27 protein-coding genes are annotated in these 20,820 nt (G+C 52.2%); 2 read left to right on the top strand and 25 right to left on the bottom strand.

The features are described 5' to 3' along the window. Positions 1-11: 11 nt before the first annotated feature. The 20 genes from ACOTZP_RS04680 to ACOTZP_RS04585 form a co-directional block, all read right to left on the bottom strand. Complete coding sequence (locus ACOTZP_RS04680) at positions 12-314, bottom strand: phage tail assembly protein (RefSeq protein WP_007848877.1); 303 nt, start codon at positions 312-314, stop codon at positions 12-14. Between the two features lie 54 nt (positions 315-368). Further along, a complete protein-coding gene (locus ACOTZP_RS04675) occupies positions 369-884 on the bottom strand; it encodes a phage major tail tube protein (RefSeq protein WP_007848874.1) in 516 nt (171 codons plus the stop codon). A gap of 9 nt (positions 885-893) precedes the next feature. Then, a complete protein-coding gene (locus ACOTZP_RS04670) occupies positions 894-2,066 on the bottom strand; it encodes a phage tail sheath protein (protein WP_323276852.1) in 1,173 nt (390 codons plus the stop codon). A gap of 134 nt (positions 2,067-2,200) precedes the next feature. Beyond that, positions 2,201-2,797, bottom strand: coding sequence for a tail fiber assembly protein (locus ACOTZP_RS04665; RefSeq protein WP_323276853.1), 597 nt, complete (start codon positions 2,795-2,797; stop codon positions 2,201-2,203). Next, a complete protein-coding gene (locus ACOTZP_RS04660) occupies positions 2,797-4,095 on the bottom strand; it encodes a phage tail protein (RefSeq protein ID WP_332976508.1) in 1,299 nt (432 codons plus the stop codon). Before ACOTZP_RS04660 ends, ACOTZP_RS04665 begins: the two co-directional genes overlap by 1 nt. Next, entirely contained in the window at positions 4,092-4,697 is a 606-nt protein-coding gene (locus tag ACOTZP_RS04655) for a phage tail protein I (protein WP_063929186.1), read from the bottom strand. Before ACOTZP_RS04655 ends, ACOTZP_RS04660 begins: the two co-directional genes overlap by 4 nt. Next, positions 4,690-5,598, bottom strand: coding sequence for a baseplate assembly protein (locus tag ACOTZP_RS04650; RefSeq protein ID WP_323276855.1), 909 nt, complete (start codon positions 5,596-5,598; stop codon positions 4,690-4,692). The genes ACOTZP_RS04655 and ACOTZP_RS04650 overlap by 8 nt, the downstream gene beginning before the upstream one ends. Further along, complete coding sequence (locus ACOTZP_RS04645) at positions 5,585-5,944, bottom strand: GPW/gp25 family protein (RefSeq protein ID WP_032266124.1); 360 nt, start codon at positions 5,942-5,944, stop codon at positions 5,585-5,587. The genes ACOTZP_RS04650 and ACOTZP_RS04645 overlap by 14 nt, the downstream gene beginning before the upstream one ends. After that, positions 5,941-6,519, bottom strand: a complete 579-nt coding sequence (locus tag ACOTZP_RS04640) for a phage baseplate assembly protein V (protein WP_248894486.1) — start codon at positions 6,517-6,519, stop codon at positions 5,941-5,943. Before ACOTZP_RS04640 ends, ACOTZP_RS04645 begins: the two co-directional genes overlap by 4 nt. Before the next feature lie 68 nt (positions 6,520-6,587). Next, positions 6,588-7,034, bottom strand: coding sequence for a phage virion morphogenesis protein (locus ACOTZP_RS04635; RefSeq protein WP_323276856.1), 447 nt, complete (start codon positions 7,032-7,034; stop codon positions 6,588-6,590). Then, positions 7,027-7,458, bottom strand: a complete 432-nt coding sequence (locus ACOTZP_RS04630) for a phage tail protein (protein ID WP_103786887.1) — start codon at positions 7,456-7,458, stop codon at positions 7,027-7,029. Before ACOTZP_RS04630 ends, ACOTZP_RS04635 begins: the two co-directional genes overlap by 8 nt. Continuing rightward, positions 7,421-7,669 (bottom strand): Rz1-like lysis system protein LysC, encoded by a 249-nt coding sequence (gene lysC, locus ACOTZP_RS04625; RefSeq protein ID WP_323276910.1) that lies wholly within the window; start codon positions 7,667-7,669, stop codon positions 7,421-7,423. The genes ACOTZP_RS04630 and lysC overlap by 38 nt, the downstream gene beginning before the upstream one ends. Then, positions 7,554-7,982 (bottom strand): Rz-like lysis system protein LysB, encoded by a 429-nt coding sequence (lysB, locus tag ACOTZP_RS04620; protein ID WP_180261584.1) that lies wholly within the window; start codon positions 7,980-7,982, stop codon positions 7,554-7,556. The genes lysC and lysB overlap by 116 nt, the downstream gene beginning before the upstream one ends. Then, on the bottom strand, positions 7,979-8,494 hold the full coding sequence (locus ACOTZP_RS04615; RefSeq protein WP_023306997.1) for a lysozyme: 516 nt from the start codon (positions 8,492-8,494) through the stop codon (positions 7,979-7,981). Before ACOTZP_RS04615 ends, lysB begins: the two co-directional genes overlap by 4 nt. After that, positions 8,475-8,690, bottom strand: a complete 216-nt coding sequence (locus tag ACOTZP_RS04610; RefSeq protein WP_014884902.1) for a hypothetical protein — start codon at positions 8,688-8,690, stop codon at positions 8,475-8,477. The genes ACOTZP_RS04615 and ACOTZP_RS04610 overlap by 20 nt, the downstream gene beginning before the upstream one ends. 3 nt (positions 8,691-8,693) lie before the next feature. Then, complete coding sequence (locus tag ACOTZP_RS04605) at positions 8,694-8,897, bottom strand: tail protein X (protein WP_000868184.1); 204 nt, start codon at positions 8,895-8,897, stop codon at positions 8,694-8,696. Then, positions 8,897-9,364, bottom strand: a complete 468-nt coding sequence (locus tag ACOTZP_RS04600; RefSeq protein WP_014884903.1) for a head completion/stabilization protein — start codon at positions 9,362-9,364, stop codon at positions 8,897-8,899. The genes ACOTZP_RS04605 and ACOTZP_RS04600 overlap by 1 nt, the downstream gene beginning before the upstream one ends. A gap of 98 nt (positions 9,365-9,462) precedes the next feature. Beyond that, positions 9,463-10,116 (bottom strand): phage terminase small subunit, encoded by a 654-nt coding sequence (gene gpM, locus ACOTZP_RS04595; protein WP_006777754.1) that lies wholly within the window; start codon positions 10,114-10,116, stop codon positions 9,463-9,465. A gap of 3 nt (positions 10,117-10,119) precedes the next feature. Next, on the bottom strand, positions 10,120-11,268 hold the full coding sequence (locus ACOTZP_RS04590; RefSeq protein WP_118938596.1) for a phage major capsid protein, P2 family: 1,149 nt from the start codon (positions 11,266-11,268) through the stop codon (positions 10,120-10,122). A 15-nt stretch (positions 11,269-11,283) separates the two neighbouring features. After that, the gene (locus tag ACOTZP_RS04585; protein ID WP_219978528.1) at positions 11,284-12,111 is read right to left on the bottom strand and encodes a GPO family capsid scaffolding protein; all 828 of its coding nucleotides are present in this window, start codon (positions 12,109-12,111) and stop codon (positions 11,284-11,286) included. 149 nt (positions 12,112-12,260) lie between these two features. Here ACOTZP_RS04585 and ACOTZP_RS04580 point away from each other — a divergent pair, with 149 nt between their 5' ends. Both ACOTZP_RS04580 and ACOTZP_RS04575 read left to right on the top strand, forming a co-directional pair. After that, complete coding sequence (locus ACOTZP_RS04580) at positions 12,261-14,024, top strand: terminase ATPase subunit family protein (protein WP_017382378.1); 1,764 nt, start codon at positions 12,261-12,263, stop codon at positions 14,022-14,024. Further along, complete coding sequence (locus ACOTZP_RS04575; protein ID WP_063945951.1) at positions 14,024-15,076, top strand: phage portal protein; 1,053 nt, start codon at positions 14,024-14,026, stop codon at positions 15,074-15,076. Before ACOTZP_RS04580 ends, ACOTZP_RS04575 begins: the two co-directional genes overlap by 1 nt. Positions 15,077-15,120: 44 nt before the next feature. Here the strand turns inward: ACOTZP_RS04575 and ACOTZP_RS04570 are convergent, their stop codons facing one another. From ACOTZP_RS04570 to ACOTZP_RS04550, 5 genes are all read right to left on the bottom strand, one after another. Further along, positions 15,121-15,459, bottom strand: coding sequence for an STAS-like domain-containing protein (locus ACOTZP_RS04570; RefSeq protein ID WP_063928827.1), 339 nt, complete (start codon positions 15,457-15,459; stop codon positions 15,121-15,123). Further along, positions 15,459-16,526 (bottom strand): hypothetical protein, encoded by a 1,068-nt coding sequence (locus tag ACOTZP_RS04565; protein ID WP_280596340.1) that lies wholly within the window; start codon positions 16,524-16,526, stop codon positions 15,459-15,461. The genes ACOTZP_RS04570 and ACOTZP_RS04565 overlap by 1 nt, the downstream gene beginning before the upstream one ends. Positions 16,527-16,746: 220 nt before the next feature. Next, positions 16,747-19,407: a S1 RNA-binding domain-containing protein gene (locus ACOTZP_RS04560; protein ID WP_421633664.1), complete on the bottom strand. Its 2,661-nt coding sequence runs from the start codon at positions 19,405-19,407 to the stop codon at positions 16,747-16,749. 350 nt (positions 19,408-19,757) lie between these two features. Continuing rightward, positions 19,758-19,931 carry a hypothetical protein gene (locus tag ACOTZP_RS04555; RefSeq protein WP_318592452.1) on the bottom strand — a complete coding sequence of 58 codons (174 nt, stop codon included), beginning with the start codon at positions 19,929-19,931 and terminating at the stop codon, positions 19,758-19,760. 159 nt (positions 19,932-20,090) lie between these two features. Further along, complete coding sequence (locus ACOTZP_RS04550; RefSeq protein ID WP_421633663.1) at positions 20,091-20,786, bottom strand: DNA adenine methylase; 696 nt, start codon at positions 20,784-20,786, stop codon at positions 20,091-20,093. Positions 20,787-20,820 lie beyond the last annotated feature (34 nt).

The raw sequence follows: 20,820 nt of genomic DNA, 5'->3' as shown, positions 1-20,820 counted from the left end.
GTCTTCTACCGTCAGGCTGTCGGCAAACCGGCAAGCACCGATTTCTTCAACAAAAAAGTGACCACCTCAACCGACAGCGCGGTGAGATCGGCGGGGTCCATTTCAGCCATTTCCTGAGCGGTCAGCGCGGGCGTGGAGATGCGGGGAATAATCGTCATCATCGCGCCGACGTCCATATCCATGATCGCCTGCAGACGGGTGCCACGCAGCGCGCCGGACTGCGGCTTGCGCAGCACAATTTCGGCAATTTCGGTTTTACCGCGTTTGATTGGGGTGTCCAGCTGTACGGTTTTTTCAGTCAGTTGTTCGCTCATTGTCATTTCCTGTTAATAAGGTACTGGCGCGGCTGCCCGCGCCTTTAAAGTAGATCAGAGGCCCAGGGCGTTGCGGTGTTCTTCCATCAGGTCCACGCCATCAACGATTTCAATCATGTTGATCACATCAACCTCATAGAGCACCTCGCCGTTAATGGTCAGCTTCGCGTAGCTGTTGGTGCTGCTGACTTTTGTGGTGTTGCTCTCCCCGGTTTTCCATTCGCCGGAATCGACTTCTTTATGTCGCCCGCGTACAACCAGCTCAACGGCCTGCACTTCGCCGGTATCGTCACGCTGAATGGAGCCGGTGAAACGCAGCTGGATACCGTCAACGGTGGCTTTACCCATCTGTTTGAATAACAGCAGTTCGGTGCCACCGATTGAAAATTCCGTGTCCAGCGCGCCATCATCCAGCCCCAGATCAACATCAGCCGAACCGGGCATACCGCCGCCGCGATACTTTTCAAACTTGCGGCCGAATTTAGGCAGGGTCAGGGACTCAACAATCCCCTGATAGTTATTCCCGTCGTTAAACAGGTTCAGGTGTTTTAACTTGCGTGGTAAAGCCATATTGTCCCCTTACGCGCTGACCTGGCTGGAGAAATCCAGCAGATACTGATCGGTGATGCGCTGGCGCAGCATCAGGTTTTCCAGAGGCGGTACCGGCGTATAGTCGTAATCGATAGTGAGCTTCCCGGCTTTCAGGGAATCTTTATCGTTTACGGACTCATCCAGCCAGCAGTCGGCGCCGATGATGTAGCCCTGCGTTTTCAGGTTGCGCAGTTTGGCGCGAATACCCTCGATAATGTCGCGGGCCAGTGACGGGTTAAGCACGCCATCCACCGCCCACATATGCGCTTCGGCGATGGTGTCAGCCAGTACCTGCGCGGTGCGGGTGTAGTTTTCAAAGGCAAACAGTGGATCGTCACTGAGGCAACGGGAACCCCAGAAGCGGAAGCCGTCTTTGCGGATCAGCGTGGTGACATCGTTCTGGTTCAGCAGCCCCGCATCGGTTGCCGGGTCCTGCAAATCCCAGAACACATCAGCAGAAATGCCGGTGACGCCATTCACGCCCACATTGGACAGGGATTTGTGCCAGCCGGTCTGTTCGTCAATTTTGGCACGCAGGCCAAGCGCACGGGCTGAGGCGTAAGCCGTTGCGTCAGCATTCAGCACAGTGTCAAAGTTGATAAAGTCAGGCCAGATCAGCATCCCCTCGCGTTGGCTGAAATTAGCGCGGTAGGCAATCGCTTCTTCCACCGTTTTGCAGCCGTAGGCGGACAGATAGGCAAACCCTCGCAGGCTCTGCGCCACGCTCAGCAGCTCGGTGGCAACCGCCTGCGTGTCGTGTCCCGGCACGCCAAGGATGCGCGGCTTGACGCCCAGCTGCGACTGCGCTGAAAGCAGCGCTTTCATGCCCGTTTTTTTACCGTCAGCGGTCACGCCGCCGATAATGTTGGAGGTGGTTTCCGCTTCGGTTTCGCCCTGCGCCACGCGTACAACGACGGTCACGGGTTTAGCCTGGTCTGCAATCGCATCCAGCGAACGGGCCAGCGTACCGGACTCGCCCGCTTTACCGCTGGCAGTCAGTACATCAGTCAGCAGGACCGGCTTATTGAGGGGGAACATGGAAGCATCAGCATCATCGCCGGTGCAGACCATGCCCACGATGGCGGTGCTCACCGTGGTGATAGGTCGGGTGCCCTCGTTGATTTCAACAACGCGCACCCCGTGGTGGTAATCCTGAGCCATATGGCAGTCTCTCCGGTTTACAGGGGGTGTGCCTATGTTCTGGTTGATATGCACGCGGCGCACGCGCCGGGCTATGTACAGGGAATGGCACAATAGAAGGGGTAAAAAAAATCCCCGCAGTTGCGGGGACGGGATTAATCTTCGGGAGGTTCAGGCCAGTTAATGTCGGGGGCCTGCGATGTATCCACGCGCGTCAGCAATACGCGGTATTTTCGCCAGGCATCATAGCGGCTTTTTTCTTCATCTGTTGCCATATCCAGATCAACAGCATCCTGCAGGGGTTCGATTTTGGCAGCGGCGCTTTTAATGAGCGCTGCTTTTGTTGCTGTAGCTTCGGCAATTTCTGCCGCTGCTTTCGCCGCCTCATCTGTTACCCAGCGCTCACCGTTCCACTTATCATATGGTGTCGATGGCGGGTATATAGTGGTATCAGCAGGATAATCGCCCGGCACGGTAATTTGCTGCTCCGCCCCGGTTCTGATATTCCAGACGGTTTCGCCCCGATGATCCGCCAGATATTCCCATCCGGTCAGCTGACTGTTCCGGCAGACAACATAACCTTTTTTTGCTGCCAGTGGCTTGTCCGTACAGGCATTTGCCGGAATGCTGACGCCCACCGGAATAAACTCCGTTGTTTGCGACAAATAAACCCGCGTCAGGCTGTCATAATTAAACACAACAACCTCACCAGCCACGATGGCAAATCCATTTTCTATAACTGCGCTTTGCATTATGCGGCCCTCACGATGTAATTAAATGCAATGTTGCGGGGACGATTTTCAGAAGCGACAGGAACAACTATAGACGCGTCAAAACTAAAATTTACAACCCCATTTCCTTGCCCCGAGGGAGCAAGAGTTAAGCCAGTAGTTTGCGATACATTCTCAATAATACCGCCAAATGCACCTTCACGATAAATACTTGGATAAAGTTGTGTATTACCAAACTTGCCAGTGATATTACGAATAGCATCCCCCTGAGCTGACAGCAGACCGCGCCCTGCATCAACACCTCGCCCGTCATCCCAGCCGCGCAGAAATTCCCCACGTAAATCAGGCAGCGCCAATCCTGGATATACCAAAGCCAGCTTTGGATATTGCGCAGCAGTAAACGCTGCCCCATTACATTTGAGCCATCCGGCTGGCGCAGCAGCAAGAGGCCATGGAACAGGCACACCAACCGGAAGGGCAGAGCCAGCCCCCAGACCAAGGTTATTCAGAAACGCGGAAATATCAGCAATATCCGCGCCATTAGCTGATTTATCCATTTTCCCGGCAAGCGCATTAGTCATGGTGGTGGCAAAGTTAGGATCGTTGCCTAGTGCTTTAGCCAGTTCGTTCAGCGTATCCAGCGCACCAGGCGATGAGTCCACCAGTGCCGCAATCGCTATCTGCACAAAGGCCGTGGTTGCAAGCTGCGTGGAATTATTGCCTGCCGCCGCCGTCGGCGCTTTTGGCGTGCCGGTGAATGTCGGACTGGCTTTCGGCGCATACTGCGTATGGGGATCGCTGGCGGCGGTATGCTTTGCCATCAAATCATCCACATAGACTTTCAACTCCAGCACCTTGTCATCCACGTATTTGCGGGTTGCCAGCACCACTGCGGGGTCAATTTTCAGGGTGATATTATCGGTACTGCTGGTGATCAGCACCATGCGCACGGTCTGCGTGCGTCCGCTCCCCTCCGCCAGCTGCGGCTTGTAGCTCTCAGGGCAATTGCCGACGGCAATCAGTGCGCCGGTTTCATCGAACAAACCAACCTCACGAATCCACCAACCGCCCTCAGTTTCGGGGATCACCTGCTCAGCAATAATCTGACTGCTGTTCTGCGGATCGATGTACAGCATATTGAGGGAAGCGCGGCGTTTTTCAGCAACCAACGCCGTCTGCTGCGCGCTTGGCGTCGGTAGCACGCCGCCTCCATCCCCCACTGCCATCTGGGTTATTTTCAATGGAACACCGAGCGCGGCGGCGCTTGCCAGTTTCGCCGCGCCGATATCCGTCAGCAGGGTATAAAATTTTGCGCTCATGGATTCACTCTCATTGTGTCAATAACATGGACCGCCCCGCCCTCATAAGCGGTGCCACCGGAAATAATGGTTTCGTTGATATACGGGTAGATCGTGATTTCTTCGCCGGTGTAGGTGGCTGCACCCACAAAATAAGGGCCGCTGGTCTGCAGGTTGATGGACATGCCGATCAGATGGCGGCTGCACGGCTTGGCGTCACCGATCAGGCGCTCCAGCTCCAGATAGGTTTCTTCCGTAATGCCCTGGTCCTGCACGCCAATGTCCAGGCGAAACGTGCCCGGCTGCTCGTCGGTCTGCCACCACTCAATGATACGGATCAGGAAGCCGAACGGCTCCACCACGCGCCGCACGGCGCTGGTTGTCCCCTTGTGCTGATGGATATAGAAAGCATCCTGCACCACACGGCGCTTAACGCTCTCCGTCCAGCTTTCGTCCCAGCGGTCAACGGAAAACGCCCACGCCAGATACGGCAAAAAGCTGACCGGACACGTTGCCGGGTTCCACAAATCCCGCAGCGGCACCTGCAGATCGGAAATCCCGCTGCAGGTCTGCGCCAGTCGGCGCTCAAGCGGCGATGAACCGGGCGGCAGCAGGCTATTCATCCGTGCCCCCGTTGGTTACGCTCCATTCCGTACAGGACGCCGCCTGCGTCTTATCCAGCACCACATCAGCCAGCGGGGACGCCAGCTCCACACGCTGGACGCCCTCAACGTGCAGCGCGGCATAAATCGCGCTACGGCGGATATCACGGCCCAGCCGCGTCTGGCTGGCGATGTACTTCTGCAGGCTGGCTTTTGCCGCCGCCATCACCGGCTCAGCTTCCGGCCCCGGATAAAGAAAAATCGTTGCATCCACGCTGTACGGGATTATTTCGGCGCTGCGCACCGTCAGGCGGTCTGCCACCGGACGCACGTTCTCGCTGTTAAGCGCCTGCTCCACCACCGCCAGCAGATCAGCCTCTGCCGTACCGTCACCCTCACGGCTCAGTACGGTAAGCACCACCTCCGCCGGTGCCGGGCTGGTTGCGCTGGCATCTGCCACGCGCCCATCCGCGCTTTTGGCGTGAAACTCATAGGCCGCCGTCGGCCCCGCAACGGACAACCCCTCAAACGCAGCCGGAACACGCAGGCGCAGCGCATCATCGCTTTCCATGACGGCAGCAACCGGCGGCACCGCGTCGTTGTCGGCAGGCGTTACCGTCAGGCGTTTTACGTTGTAGTTGGCTGCCAGCTGATCGAGATCGCCACCGATGGCATATGCCACCATGACCGCCTGCGCGGCTTCGTTAATACGCTGGCGCAAAAGGATTTCACGGTAGGTGCTTTCCTGCAGCTGTTTGGTGACGGGTTCAGATTCCAGCGCTAATGTTCGCATAACAGCCTCCTGTTCATTTGCCGGGTAAAGGGCCACAAAGGCGGCCTTGCGCTCAGCCAGCAGCGACTCAAAATCCGGCACGTCCACTATCTGCGGCGCGGGCAGCTGGGAAAGGTCAATCACTGCCATTGTCTGCTCCTGTTGATACCGAAAGGGAAACCGGCGCGCCGTTGTTGCGCTGCCCGGTAAGCTCTACCACCATGGAGCCGTCAAAGCTGCTGCTGATGGTGATGGAATCCAGCGTAAGCCGTGGCTCCCAGCGACTCAGGGCCACATAGACCGCAGACATGACCTGCAGGCGTAGCGCCGGGTTCTGCGGCTGGTCAATCAGGGCAGACAGCAGGGAACCATATTCCCGGCGGGCAATCCGGCTGCCCTGAGGAGTCAGCAGAATATCCCGCACTGACTGGCGGAGATGGTCCGTATCAGTAATGGCCTTGCCGTTGCCCTGGCTCATGCCGATATACAGCGTCATACCGGACCTCCTGACGTATCGCCGCCTGACTTCACGCCGGTGTGACCGTGTTTATCCACCACGATCCCGTTGGAACTCATCGCGCCGCCGCCCTGGGTGACGCCGCCATTGATCACCACCCCGCTGTTAATGCGCGTGGTGTCAGCCTCCACCACAAACTCACCGGTTTTGAGGGTGATATTGTCCGCCGCCTCGATCACCATGGATTTGATACCCCGGACATGCCACCGCCCGGTGGCGGGTTCATACTCAAACCAGCCCCCGTCCGGGTACTCCGTCACGCAACCGTCCACGGAGTCCGACGGCGGCGCAAACTGATTGGAATAGATGGCAGGCAACGCAAAAGCGGTTTCCAGATTGCCGCCCATGCTCAGCACCACCACCTGCTCATCCGGCGACGGGCACCACCATGTACGGGCACCACCGGCACGCAGCGTCAGCCAGTTAATCCAGTTGGTTTCAAGCTCGCCCACTCTCACCCGGCACAGCCAGTTTTCCCGGTCCACTTCGGTCACAGTGCCGGTGCGGATCAGGTTGGTGATAAGGCGCATGATTTCGGTCAGTTGTGCATTCATAACGAAAGGTTGCCATCAGAGGGAAAAGGGAGGCAGCGCGGGCGCTTGTGCCAACGGTGGCACAAAGATCACCCCGCCAGCCAGCGCAGCAGAGTGTCACGGGTGATGGTTTCCACCTCATCATTCACGCCCAGCAGGCGGCGCTCTGCGTAGCGGACCTCCGGGCCTTTTCGGCTGACGCGATCCCGCAGGCCGTAATGGTGAACACGGGCAATGCGCTGCACCTTGCCATCAAACTGCACGCTGGCAGAGTCGGCACTGGCGGCGGTTTTCAGGTATTTTGTGGTGCGAAGCTTTGCAAACATCTGGCGTTTGATGCGTCCCTTCTTGCTGCGGGCTGTCACCCGGCGCGGCTCATAACCGCTGCCGTCAGGATTACGCTGCAGCCTGATGTTCTGCTGCTGCGTCCGGCGCAGCTGTTGCGCCAGTTGCCTCATCATACGGCTGCGTGCAGCAGGCTCCAGATTTGCCAGCAGCGCCGTCAGCCAGTCGTCCACCCTCTGCATCTCATCCACGTTTCACCGTCCACATTTCTTCGGGTTCGTCCGGCTCCGGCACCGCTTCAACGCTCGACACGCTGCCGTCAGTGCTGACCAGCACGCGCTCCGTCAGTTGCAGGTTCATGCTGATATCACATACATCGTTGCGCAAAATATCCACTTCAAAGGTGAACAGTTTTTCGCGCAGATCCGGGTTATTGATAGCATCCGGCTGGTTGTCACTTAGCCACAGCAGCACAGGAGCCATCAGCAGATTCTGGTCGCCGCTGAAATCTTCGATCACCACATTCAGGGTGTAGCGGTACTCCCATGACATGGAGCTGGCACCGGTTGCCACCAGTGAGCCGTTATCAACGAAAAGGTGCAGCTTGTCCGGGTTGTCCCGGACATAGGCAACCGCTTTATTCAGAGCGCTGCGTAAGGACTGCGGTTTGTTCACTGTCTCGCTCCTGACACGCAATAATCGTGTCCACTTTGTCAGCACAGACCGCCCAGGCGGCCTCGGTTTCATCCAGCACCGCATTCAGATCGCCGTTACTGCGCGGCGCTGACCTTTCCAGGCGGCACTGCGTCACTCTGGGACAACCACTCACGGTAAGCTGCACCTCCGGCGAGGGCCGGGCGCTCCCGCAGCCGGATAATGTCAGCAGGCAAAGGAGTGTCAGCCCAGCGGCGTAAATCCTCGTTTTCACGTTTTAGCTCCTCGATCCGGCGCTGGCGACTCCGCAACAGCGAGGAAGTCTCCTCCGCTGCAGCATAAAGTTGCATCTGCGCCCGGCTGTTGGTTTCGGTAAGAATGGACAGGCTGATGAGCTGGCTGTTTTTCTTCGCCAGCTCCTGCTTGTTCTTTTTAAGCGCCTCAGCCTGCGTCCCGATGGTGTGACCGGCATTGTTAAGCCGCCATGACTGCCAGCCCAGCAATGCCAGCACCAGAGCCAGGATCACCGCCAGCGCGCGCGTCATGCCCCTGCCCCTTTAAGACACCAGGCAAGCTCACGGGCGCGCCTGTTTTCCAGCCCTTTATTCCGTTGACCATTTACATAAATCCAGCGGGGGAGCTGGTTGCACGCCTGCCACCATTGCTGGCGATTGATGTAAGAAACCATTGTTGACCGGCAGATGGCCCCCGTTCCGACATTAAAACCGATACTGATCAGGGCATCGTAAACATGCTGAGGTGGCTTAACCTGCAGGCAGGCTTCAATCCTTTTTTCCGTCAGCAACACGTTATTAATCAGCCCCTGCGCGGCCTGTCGCTCCGTTATGGTTTTGCCCGGTACTACCCCGGACGTATTGCCGATCCCGTCAGTCCATACCCCGGCGCTGCACTGGTATGGCTGGAGGCGACACCCTTCGAAATCAGCAATCAGTTTCAGCCCCTCGACGGAGGTATGAAGCGACTGAAAGCCCGGCAGCGTGGCGGCAATCGCCAGCACCGCGCCGACCAGGCAACGCTTAACGATTGAAGGACTCATATTCCCCCCTGGATATTCTGCCGTCCCGCAGCAGCTGGTAGGCTTTCCAGCGTAAATAACAGGTCACCGCTGCAGTAATAATCCCCAGCGCAAGACCGGTGATGGTCGACACATCTTTAAGAGACAAATCGCCGAGCCATGCCAGAAGCAGGGCAACGCAGTAAGTGATAAAGGCGCTGATTCGTTCAAGCGTCATAGTTCAGTCCCATAACTGGACAGTCTGCGCAGTGGTTGACGCCGTAATGTCCGGCAGCTCCACCTGCAGCCCGTGCGGTAAAAAGGGGCCATATTCAGCCAGCCCCGGATTCGCCTGCAGCACCTGTTCAGTGACTCCCTGCGTGCGCCCGTAATGGCGCCAGCAGAGTGCGTCCACCGTGTCATACTGATGCGCACGCACTTTCATCAAATCAGCTCCACCGTCATATGCGGCATATCGCGCAGGCGGGACTCCGCCCAGCGCACATCGCGCCACAGCTCGCCTAAGGTTGTTTCGATATCTTCAGCTTTCTTGCTTCCGTCGCCGGTTGCGTCAAAATCGCGATAGCGCTCAACCAGGTTTGCTTTTGCCCAGCAAAACACCGCACGGCGATACAGCATGAGCCGCTGGCTTTCGCCGTCGATCACATCTGCAGGGACGTCGGCCAGGCTCGCATACCCCTGCGCCCGTTGTTTCTCGCGGAACTCATAAAGATCGGCGTTAACTTCAGCAATCGCTGTCAGCAACGCCAGACGCAGGCGCGGATCGGTGACACTCCCATCCATGCGCATATCACGGCGGAACTCTGAAACCCTGACATCAGGCCAGAAACTGGTGTTTTTAATAACGTCCTGGGTACTTTCCCCGGCCTGTTCCGGCGAAACGAATTGCATATTTCTGGCACTCCCAAATAGTTGGGCGGTGGACGGGGTTTTGACGCGGCATAAAGCCTGTCGCCACCCCGTGCCGCCCCGCGCGTTGGCACGATTCGTTAAGCCGACATTGCCTGTCGCAATCGGCTTTCAAGCTTGTTGATTTCGGTTTTGACGCCAGAACTGTTATCCAGCTGCAGGGCACGCTTCAGATGGTTAAGTGCCGCCACTGCCTGATCGTTATCCCGCAGCGCGTAGCCCATCGCCTTATGAAGTCGGGCGCGGGACTGATCCGGCATATCCTGACCTTCAACGATATCGAGCACCTGGGTAAGAATGGCGGCACTGAATGATTCACCGGCAGAAAAAGCGCGCATTGCCGCGTCGGCAAACTCTTCCGCAACAGCGGTCCCGCAGGTCCGGTTGAATCGCTGCGGCAGGACCCAGCCGTGTTTAATGGCATGGCGGGCAATGTCCAGCGCGCCGGTATAGTCTCCGGCATCAATCCGCCAGATCATGACGTACATCGCCACGTCGTCCTGGCCTGACGCGTCAGCATCCAGTAAACCGGCAATCCATGAGGCATAAGCGGGAAGAAACTCACGTTTGAGCTGAGCCTTGCGCTCATTTGACTGGACGGTTTTAAGGCGCCTGCGGTGTTCTGTCAGCTGTAACAGCATCTGGTTGTAGCCCGTCAGGCTGGCATTACTGCCGCCCTGCCGGGCGGCATCCTGTGCCTGTACATACTGAGTGTGAGCACGGAACGGATTCATTTATCACGCCCCGTCGCCAGTGCCGCCCGCATTCTGAGCATCAAGCGCGCCCTGCACTGCTGCAGCAACGATGGTCTGAATATTTTCAGCAGTAAGCGCCGCGCCCGGATTGCCGTCTGCCTGCTCTGGTAACAACTCGATGTTCTCAACCAGGCAAGCGCCGTCGTAATCTTCAACAACATACGCCTCGTTAACGGATTCGTAGTTCTCCACGCGGTCACGCTTCGGATTGTCGATAACTGAACGACGACGAGTACCGGCCTGCCAGTAAATAGACAGGTTATCCAGACGGGTGATCAGCATGGCATTCGCCGGGAAGAAAGGCGCGCGAACGGCCGGGAGGTTGCCGATACGCTTCTGGCTGATGATGAGATCTGCCGCCAGCGCTTCGCTGTTTGGCTGGTCACGGTTGACGATCGGGAAATATTTATCCGCAAGTAACTGGCGCCCGACGATAACAACCAGCTCCGTGTCTTCCTGATACCACGGCGCAATTTTCTCATTCACGGCGCCCATAACCAGTGCGTCCAGATTCAGGAAATCGCCGCCTTTGCCGACACGGATAGTCTGAGAAATCACCTCGCCTTCGGACACGATTTTGTCCATAACCTGAACGGGCTTCTCCTGGCGGATTTTTTCCAGCCAGCCGATATTCACATCCTGCAGCAGCGGATAGGTCTTGCGGTCTGACGTTTTCTCACGCTTCACACCGTTGAAGCCGATCATGATGCGGTCAAGTGCCTGGCGGGTAATGATGGCGTCACGGATGCGCGTCTGAAAGTCCTGGAATTTAGCCCATAAATCCAGCTTCGCATAAGGCAACGCCGTATCAGAGTTGGTCTGGGTACACTTGTACCCTTCACCGTCGATGTAAGTCGGATCAACAGGTTCACGGTCTTTCTGGGTGGTATCAGTATTTCCGGCAATACTGGAACCAATACCCAGCCCCAGGCGCTCGCCGGACTGCTCATCAACCGGGACAATGTTGATTTTCTGCAGGAACGAGGAAGACTCCTGGATTTTGGTTTCCAGCGTCTGCGCCACTGACGGCTCAGCCGTATATTTCGAGGCGATATCGCTCACAGATACGCCGTTGAGTTTGGCGAGCTGCGTCAGATAGCCGTTAAATTTAAAGCGAGTCTCTTTTTTCATTGTGCTTTTGCTCCGTCAGCAATCGGTGGTTTGTTCTGCGCCGTTATTACCGGTCGCATTAGGGCGGCGCTCGCTGCGGCTGTCCTGTGTGGAAAGCTGCTCACGCAGGGTGGAGAGTGCGCTGGTTGTCTCATCAACAACCTTTTGCAAATCGCTCAGCTTGTTGCTGAAATCGGTTTGATGGGTGCTGACCTGCTCCGCCAGCGTCTGATGCTCACGCGCGATGGTTTCAACAGCCTGATTCACATCAGCAAAGCGGGCGTTATCATCGGCGCCTTTGCGGGACAGCAGCTCTTTCACGCGGGTAAACAGGCTGGTTTTTTCCGGCACGTCCTCAAACTCGATCAGCGTTTCAACAGCAGCGGTAAACAGGTTGTCTTTGTCCAGCTTGCGGCGCGCCAGGGGGTTATGTTCTGCGCTGGCGCTGAACTGCAGCATTTCAGTGCCGAGGCTTGCCGGATCGTCAGTAATCGCCAGGCCAACCAGATAAGCGGAGCCGGTATCGGCAAAGCTGGTGTTAACTTCCATTGAGGTGAAAAGCTTCTGCCAGTTGCTGGTCATCGTGACCAGATCGTCAGTCGGGGCAATCCAGCCATACAGCGCCATTTTCCCGGATAATGCCCCTTCGGTGATTTCTTCCGCTTCCAGCTTTTCCACCATGCCAAAACGACGGAAAGGCCCATCAGGGGTGAAGCCCTTGATGTGTTCCATATTGATCAGCGCGGTGTATACCTGCGGGTTATAGCTCGCCGCCATCTGGGTGAGCCATTCACGCTCAATAACGCGCCCGTCAGTAGTGGCCCCTTCGACCCCAATACGAAAACGCTTAGATTTTTTTGCCATCGGTCCGGCTCCGGTTAGTTAGTTCGTAACACGTTCAGAGCCTTATGTTTGCGGTGATGGGCGCGTGTAAACAACGCGTTGGGCTTGTGCGAACTCCCACACAATGCGAAGCCGGGGAAAGTGCTGATTTGAGGCCGTATGTTTGTGCCATGACAACACTAACCCCCGCAGACCTCGATCCCCGTCGTCAGGCAATGCTGATGTACTTTCAGGGATACCGCGTAGCCCGCATTGCTGAAATGCTGGGCGAGAAAGTTGCAACCGTTCACAGCTGGAAAAAACGCGATAAGTGGGGCGAATATGGCCCACTGGATCAGATGCAGCTCACCACCGCCGCACGTTACTGCCAGCTCGTCATGAAGGAGCAGAAGGAAGGAAAGGACTTTAAAGAAATTGACCTGCTGGCGCGTCAGTCAGAACGACAGGCCAGGATCGGCAAATTTAACAATGGCGGGAATGAAGCAGACCTGAATCCGAACGTGGCGAACCGCAATAAAGGTCCGCGCAAGCCGCCGGAAAAAAACCTGTTTACCGACGAGCAGATCGAAAAGCTGGAAGAGATTTTCCGCGCCGGTATGTTCGAGTACCAGCGCCACTGGTGGGATGCTGGCATCAAGCACCGTATTCGCAACCTCTTAAAGTCACGCCAGATCGGTGCAACTTACTATTTCGCCCGTGAAGCGTTGATAGACGCGCTCACCACGGGGCGAAATCAAATCTTTCTGTCAGCGAGTAAAGCTCAGGCGCACGTTTTTAAACAGTACATCATCGACTTTGCAAAAGAGGTGGACGTTGAACTGAAAGGCGATCCGATGGTGCTGCCTAACGGTGCCTGTCTTTACTTCCTCGGTACAAATGCCCGTACCGCGCAGAGCTATCACGGCAATCTGTATCTTGATGAGTATTTCTGGATACCGAAATTCCAGGAGCTGCGCAAGGTGGCCTCCGGTATGGCGCTGCACAAAAAATGGCGCCAGACCTATTTCTCTACCCCTTCCAGCCTGACGCACAGCGCCTACCCGTTCTGGTCTGGTGCCCTGTTCAATAAAGGGCGCCCGAAAGCCGACAGGGTAGAATTTGACCTTTCTCACAGTAGCCTGGCGCACGGCGTTTTATGTCCTGACGGCCAGTACCGCCAGATAGTCACCATCGAAGATGCAGTAAACGGCGGGTGTAACCTTTTCGACCTGGACCAGCTGCGCCTGGAGTACAGCCCGGACGAATACAACAACCTGCTGATGTGTCAGTTTGTTGACGACCTGGCGTCCGTGTTCCCGCTGGCGTTGCTGCAGTCCTGCATGGTTGACAGCTGGGATGTGTGGGACGATTTCGAACCGCTTTTACTGCGTCCGTTTGCATACCACCCGGTCTGGATCGGCTATGATCCGGCAAAAGGAACGCAGAACGGTGACAGCGCCGGTTGCGTTGTCATTGCACCTCCCGTCGTCCCCGGCGGTAAATTCCGCATACTTGAGCGTCACCAGTGGCGCGGGATGGACTTTCGCGCTCAGGCCTCAGCGATTGAGGAAATCACCAGACGCTACAACGTGACCTACATAGGCATTGACTCGACCGGCGTTGGCGATGGCGTTTACAAAACGGTTAAGCAGTTTTTCCCTGCCGCGCGTGAGTTTGTCTACAACCCGACCGTAAAAAATGCCCTGGTGCTTAAAGCCTACGACATTATCAGCGGGCGCCGTCTGGAGTTTGACGCGGGGATGCTGGATATCGCGCAGTCCTTTATGTCCATTCGCCGTTCAACCACCGCCAGCGGCAACCGGCCAACCTACGAAGCAGCCCGCACAGAGGAAGCCAGCCACGCGGATTTAGCCTGGGCAACCATGCACGCACTTTATAACGAACCACTGGCAGGAGCTTCCGCCAGTACCAGCAACATCGTGGAGATTTTTTAATGGCTAACCGCAAAAACCGCAGCAAGGCACCGCGCGGCCAGACCGCCACCGATACGGCCAACATGGTCAGTAATGCACATGCGGAGGCGTTTACGTTTGGCGATCCGATCCCCGTGATGGACCGCCGGGAGTTATTTGATTACCTGGAGTGCGTGCAGGTAGACCGCTGGTACGAACCACCGATCAGCATGGATGGCCTGGCGCGAACTTACCGCGCCGCCGTGCATCACTCCAGCGCTATTCAGGTAAAACGCAATATTCTTACCAGTACCTTCATCCCTCACCGCTGGCTGTCTAAACAAGCCTTTTCCCGGTTCACCCAGGACTTTCTGGTATTCGGTAATGCCTACCTTGAAAAACGCATGAACCGGTTAGGCCAGATCATGGAGCTGCGCGCCTCGCTTGCCAAATATACCCGTCGTGGCATTGACCCGGACACCTACTGGTTTGCACAGTATGGCTACAACGCGCAGCCCTATCAGTTCGATGAGGGAAGCGTGTTTCACCTGATGGAACCCGACGTTAACCAGGAGCTTTACGGGATGCCGGAATACCTCTCCGCCATTCCCTCCGCCCTGCTGAATGAATCGGCCACGCTGTTTCGCCGTAAGTATTACCTCAACGGTAGCCATGCTGGTTTCATCATGTACATGAGTGATCCAGCCGCCGATCAGAGTGACGTCGACAACATACGCGATGCACTTAAAAAATCGAAAGGGCCAGGCAACTTCCGCAACCTGTTTATGTACAGCCCGAACGGCAAGAAAGACGGCATTCAGATCATCCCGCTTTCAGAAGTCGCAGCGAAAGATGAGTTTCTTAACATCAAGAATGTGAGCCGTGATGACATGCTGGCAGCTCATCGCGTGCCGCCGCAACTGATGGGGATTATTCCAACGAATACCGGCGGGTTCGGTGATGTCGAAAAAGCTGCGCGGGTGTTCGTACGTAATGAGCTGATGTCTTTACAGAAGCGGATGATGGAAGTTAACGACTGGCTGGATGATGAAGTGATTAGCTTCGAACCATATATCTTAGATGCTCGGGATTAGAACAAAAAAAGGCGCTCTTAAGAGCGCCTTTTTACATCTTTGCGTTAGCAAACAGCATATGCGCCATCAAATCCAACAGAATGCACCTTCTTTGATGCAACTTCATTACTACGACGTTGGATTACCTTTGCAATACTTTTTAGAATTGAAGGGGATGCGTTTCTAAGCTTTACCTGATTCAGGACTTTGGTAGCACCGAATTTTACAACCAGCACACCAAAAATTTCATCAGAGTAGGATTCAGAAATTGAATAAACACCGCTCAAATCCAAATCTACTGAGTTCCCCTCTTTAATAAAAACTTCAATCTTGTGTCGCTGGGGGATAGCCTGATTGCGCGAAGCCAGGTCACCCTCGGGTAACTTGTATGCGATTTTGTTCATTACTCTCCTCCTAACGCCCGCATGATTTCCATAAGCTGAGGGTCATTTTCTTCGTTATCGTTATCTACTGCCAGTTGATGAATCTTAAAGCGGCATGAAATTGCAACACCCGGCCAATCATTACGTAACTCAGTGTAGCTCACTTCATCACCAATTGCCTCTAAGCATACATTTCCTGTAGCCAGTTGCAATTCCCCATTGTATGTTTTTACCAATTCCATCAAGTGGTACAATCCAAGCCCTTGATGGTTATTGTCTTTTTCTTTTACAGCAACCCCATTACCAAACATACTCCCTCCCATAAAATCCTGAGGAAGTTGTTGTGCCCAATCATCCTGCAGATCGGCATGTTTAGAGGAATGCCCTTCCTGGATACACCATGCGATAGCATCACGATGAGTTTCGATACCCGGAATGCCTGCTCGCCGTAGCTCTCTCAGAAAGCCCAACCCGCAATCAGCTAAAGAAAACTCTAAATAATGCTCTTGTCTTTGCGTGTAAGGAACTGCCGAGCGCTGTGCAAAGGAGAAGCCCGTCGATTTACCATGTGACCAGACGTTATCATGAAGCTCACCTATAACATGGGTCAGGTCCGTAAGCCCCTTTGGATAATCGCGCGGGTCACGGTCAGGGAAAGTTAACTGCCTTACGCAACTGTTAATGCTACTGGTTGCGATATCCACAGCCTCAACATTCGTTAGAGCAGTAACTAAACTGTAATTTCTCCCAACATTAACACGCTCTTGCTGATACTGGTCCTGTCCCCATAACGCTCCCTGCAAATTTATGGCTCTCATGTAGTCAGGGCTAGATAAGGGACAGTTTTCCTCAGCAATCCGATGATGGTTCACATAAGCGGCTAATACGGTAATAAATCCGGGGTGCCAGTGGTTGTTTGGCAAAAGTAACTTGTTCTCATCTTTCTGATGAAATGCAGCTGTGTGAACAATAGCGTCTTTTAATCCTAAACCCATTAGCCGAGCCTTTTTTGTCGATTTTTGCTCATCATATAACTTAGGGGTTTTCAGAGCAAAGCCAACTCTGGAACTAAGGTTAAAACCGCTCATTTCTGATCGCCTCACCCAAAACCGCGCGCTCGTAGCCCCGCCACGCCTGCCCGCTTTATGTAGTGGTTTTCATGCACCTGCATGATCCGTAAATAGCCCGTCATAACTGACGGGCGCCGACATAAAGAACTCTCGAATAATCATGCATTCTCATGCAGTATGGCCATGCGACTCAAACCGAACCTTATAACCCATCATATGAGCAGCATTAGCCATGGTTTTAAGAATTATTATTTTCGACAAGTGATAAACTAATTTTTTGTTCAACTGCATTGAAATCATTTTCTATGCGTACTCTGATCCTGTTTCCTCTTGAAAACTCTTTCATTCGGACATAGCCCATTGGTAACTTGGACTTATGAATTAAACCAGTAATTTTCCCTGTGAAATTAACAAAAACCCCATATTTTTGATCACAGTTTCTAACCGTCCCTTCTAATACGTCTCCAGATTGGAACTTAGATTCAAAATCAGCCCACTCAGGATCGCGGATTTTTTCCTCAAATGCCCGGACTGCATTTACCGCAACCTGAATATCAGTTAAATCGCGATAGTCATTCCCTGCAATAAACTCTTCCGAAAAATCTGCAATTGAAGCACGCTGAGCCTCAAGGAAATCAACTAACTCCTTAGCATTGGCACTCACCATTTGCTTATTATACTGATTCTGAACCGAACCCATACGGTCAGAAACTCTTTTTGCAATATGTTCAGTAGGGAAAAGAGTATCTTCCGCCAGAGCTGCAAGATAACTTATATTTGAAAGCATATCTAAATGGACAAACCCCGCAGAAGATAATCGTAGCAAGTCCTCATCAGTTATTCCTGCCTCTCTAAAATCTTCTGAGACTAAACATTGCCCATGAAGTAAGTAATCAACCTCACGAGTAATCACTTTCGGAGAAAAACCAAACTTAACTAAATCTCTTTTTAATGCAGATAAAGGGAAATACCCTTTCAAACCAGTTGGACCGCTCGCACCAAAATGATTATGAAACCACTTCAGAATTGCGAACCTTGTAAAATGATTACCTCTTTCATCATCTCTCTCTGTTGAGAATATATTTTTCAGATAAGAGTTATCACTATCGTAGAACCTACGATTTAATCTTAATAAAACCCTAGTAACTATATGTAAGGGAAGAGCATACCGTCCTTCACTTTGCCTTATCTTCAAAAATTCGTCTTCAGTAATATGCCCGCTAGTACAAAACTCCAAGAAAATCTCTAATGCTCTTCTTATATTTCTCCCTGAAAGCCCAACTATCATCCTTCTAATTTGCGCATCATGCACAAAAATAGAATTAACAATTGAAGTCAAATAATAAGAACGCTCATCCTTACTATATTCAACATTGAAACCATTAGGAAGAGAATAAGAAAGAGTGTTACTACTGCTATTCCTCGTCATTTCTTTGAGAACTAATTGTACTCTCGAATGAAGTACATAATTGAACAAAGGTGGCTCAATACGAAAAACCATATCTTTTAAAGCGGTATCGAGAGGAGGTCGATCTCTATAATTATCATAAGTCTCTTCTCTTAAGGGAAGAATTATCAATGACCTGAATTCATTTTGTAACCATTGAGCAGCCTGAAACATTAATAACTGTTCAGGTAAAGTCCTTTTATCGCAGTTATCAAGCACAATCACGACTAGTTTACCACGCTCAGTTCCGCAATAACGAGTATAGGCAAGAGCTGTTTCATGTAAATCTGACTTACAGTCTTTAATAACTTTGTATAACTCTCTATTATATTCGTCACCAGCAAGCAACTGTCCTTCACCCTTATTAAACTTATTTATCTGAACCGAATAAAGTTTCTTTAGCGTGTCTAATAAATCAAAGTCAATCTTAGGATAGGATAACGCACATTGTTGAATGATTTTACCCCTAAGCCAATCATAAACCTCCTCAGAGGATACAGGTGACTCATTCATATTAAAACGCAACCAAAGGGTGCTATCAACAATATCATTTGGAAGGGCAACCTCTTTTAAATGATCAATAAAAGTTGTCTTCCCCGACCCAACACTACCAACAATCAATAGTATTTTATTTTCAAGAGGAGAACGCCCCCTGAACTTATCAATTATTTCCTTAGGATTATCGGTATCCTCAATTAATTTAGAGTCACTATTGCTTACTGGTTGCGCCGCCCTGATGATTTTATCAATCGGCTTGGTATATCGATCACGTCTCCTAGAAGAAATATATCCTTCACGAGCAATAAACTGGCGATCATTTAGTGTATTGGGGTTGAAAATATTACCATATTCAGAGATTAACGTTGCACCAAAAGTGTTATGACCAACTTCTTCGTTTTGAGCAGCCTTTCCACCCATCATTCTTCTAGGTTTCCAGTATCTTTTTGGCTCAGACTTTGCGATAAACTCCTCAGATAATTTCGAAAGGGAATCAAAAGAAAATTCCTCTAAAAAATTTGCACAAACTTTGTCCGCAGGAGAAATCTCATTTAATCGATAACTCCCCTGATTATTATCCCACTCACCGGCAAGCCACTCATAGCCATCTGTAGCTATAATCTTTGTTAGAGGATTTAATCCACTTTCATATTTCGCATTTAATTCTAGCGCATATAATCTAGCTTCCTGAAATGCGCTATCTAAATCCTCGCCAGGTGTCTTAGCTTCCACTAGTAATACCGGAACACCATTTATAATAATTAGATAATCAGGGTAGTATATTTTTTTTGTGCTACCCTTACCTATCTCAAGGCTTTTTATATTCCTTTTAGTAAGTATGTATTCTTTATTTATTCCAAGTCCATCTACAGAATTTTTAGTTAGAAATGGAAATATTATTTTCTGTTCGATATCACTTTCTGATTCTTTTTCTAATTTTGCTTTTTTACTCATACCTTATCCTTAATATAATAAAGGCACTTAATCTCTTAAGTGCCGTTGTAAATTTTCAGTAGTAAGCTGTGAATATTTAATATATATATAAAATAAAAGGCATTTTCAGACTACCGCTCATAAAATCAAAAGTCAACATGTCATTTCATACAGTCAAATTTAGAAATGACAAATAAAACAAGACATTAAATTGCGTACACGATTGAACTATGTTGACAGCGATCACAAATCAAATAGCAGGTGATCAATTAAACGAAATCATAATTTCATTTAACACCCAGATAGCTAAACAACTAATTAGTAAGGAGAAATACCTGAATGATACATCCACGTAAACTAACCTTTTGCATCTATGTTCGCTTATGTTCATGGTTCCGAATTTTCGCCATCAGCTCGTCAGTCAGTTCCGACACCCACTGGATCGCAAGGCGTTTCTCTTCTTCGCTACACTCACTAGCCGCTACAAGCTTGATAAAGAAATCAATACGCTGGAGTTTCAACGACTCCAAAAGATAGTCCTGCATTTTCCCTCCTATCCTCACTACGGGATAAACCAGCCAGCATCCCCAGGAAGAGATACCGACAACTGTATATATATCCACTGTTTATATATACAGTATAGGAGGATTTCGGGGTTGTAAAATATTTTTTATCAATCAATCAGATGAGTCTGTTTGCTGAGGTTAATCATTAACTTCACTCAGCGCCGTCATTATTGCCAGTCGCTCAGCATGGGGCAGAGCTGCGAACTTCTCGCGCCAGCGCTTCGCCTTGCGTTTGATGCGCTCCCTGTCGTTGTAATCCTTACCTGCAAAAGTGTGCGAGTAGGCTTTCCCCTCGGGGTAATTCATCCAGATTTTCTCTGTGCGCACACCGCCGCGTGTCATGGCCTGAAATTCTTTCTGGCGCCAGCCCGTTAACAGTTCGTCGTAAAGCACTGATGGGTAGCCGGACAAAATCACACTGGCATTTTTTGGCAGGCTTTTAAGGCAGGCCAGCAGCCGCTCATGATCGGCAACGGTATATTCATTGCGATAACGCGCGGCACTGGTGCGCGTTTCATGCAGATAGGGAGGGTCTGCGTAAACCAGCACACGACCGGCGGAGGAAAAATCGAAGTCCCTTAAAAACTGCACCGCATCGGCAACATCGATAAAAAGGCTATCGCCCACGGTATCAAGGAAATCAGCATTGCCCTGGCAGAACGCCTCAACCGTCAAGGGATCAATATCAATACCCCAATTGCGGCGGGCCGGCGGCTTACGCAACATGACAGCGCCACCGCCCAGGTGCGTCTCAATGTAGGTATCATGCGGCGGCATTTCCGCAATAATCTTTTGAAAAACACCGCTTGCGGCCTTGCTTCCCAGATAGGTCATTTCTGTTTTCCTCAACTCCTGATTTCGTTTTAAT

It is taken from the genome of Enterobacter cloacae complex sp. SYL001 (assembly GCF_049237025.1).
In the GTDB taxonomy this organism is placed as follows: domain Bacteria; phylum Pseudomonadota; class Gammaproteobacteria; order Enterobacterales; family Enterobacteriaceae; genus Enterobacter; species Enterobacter intestinihominis.
Note: the sequence above shows the minus strand (reverse complement) of the source record. Positions and strands in the feature narration are given on the sequence as shown.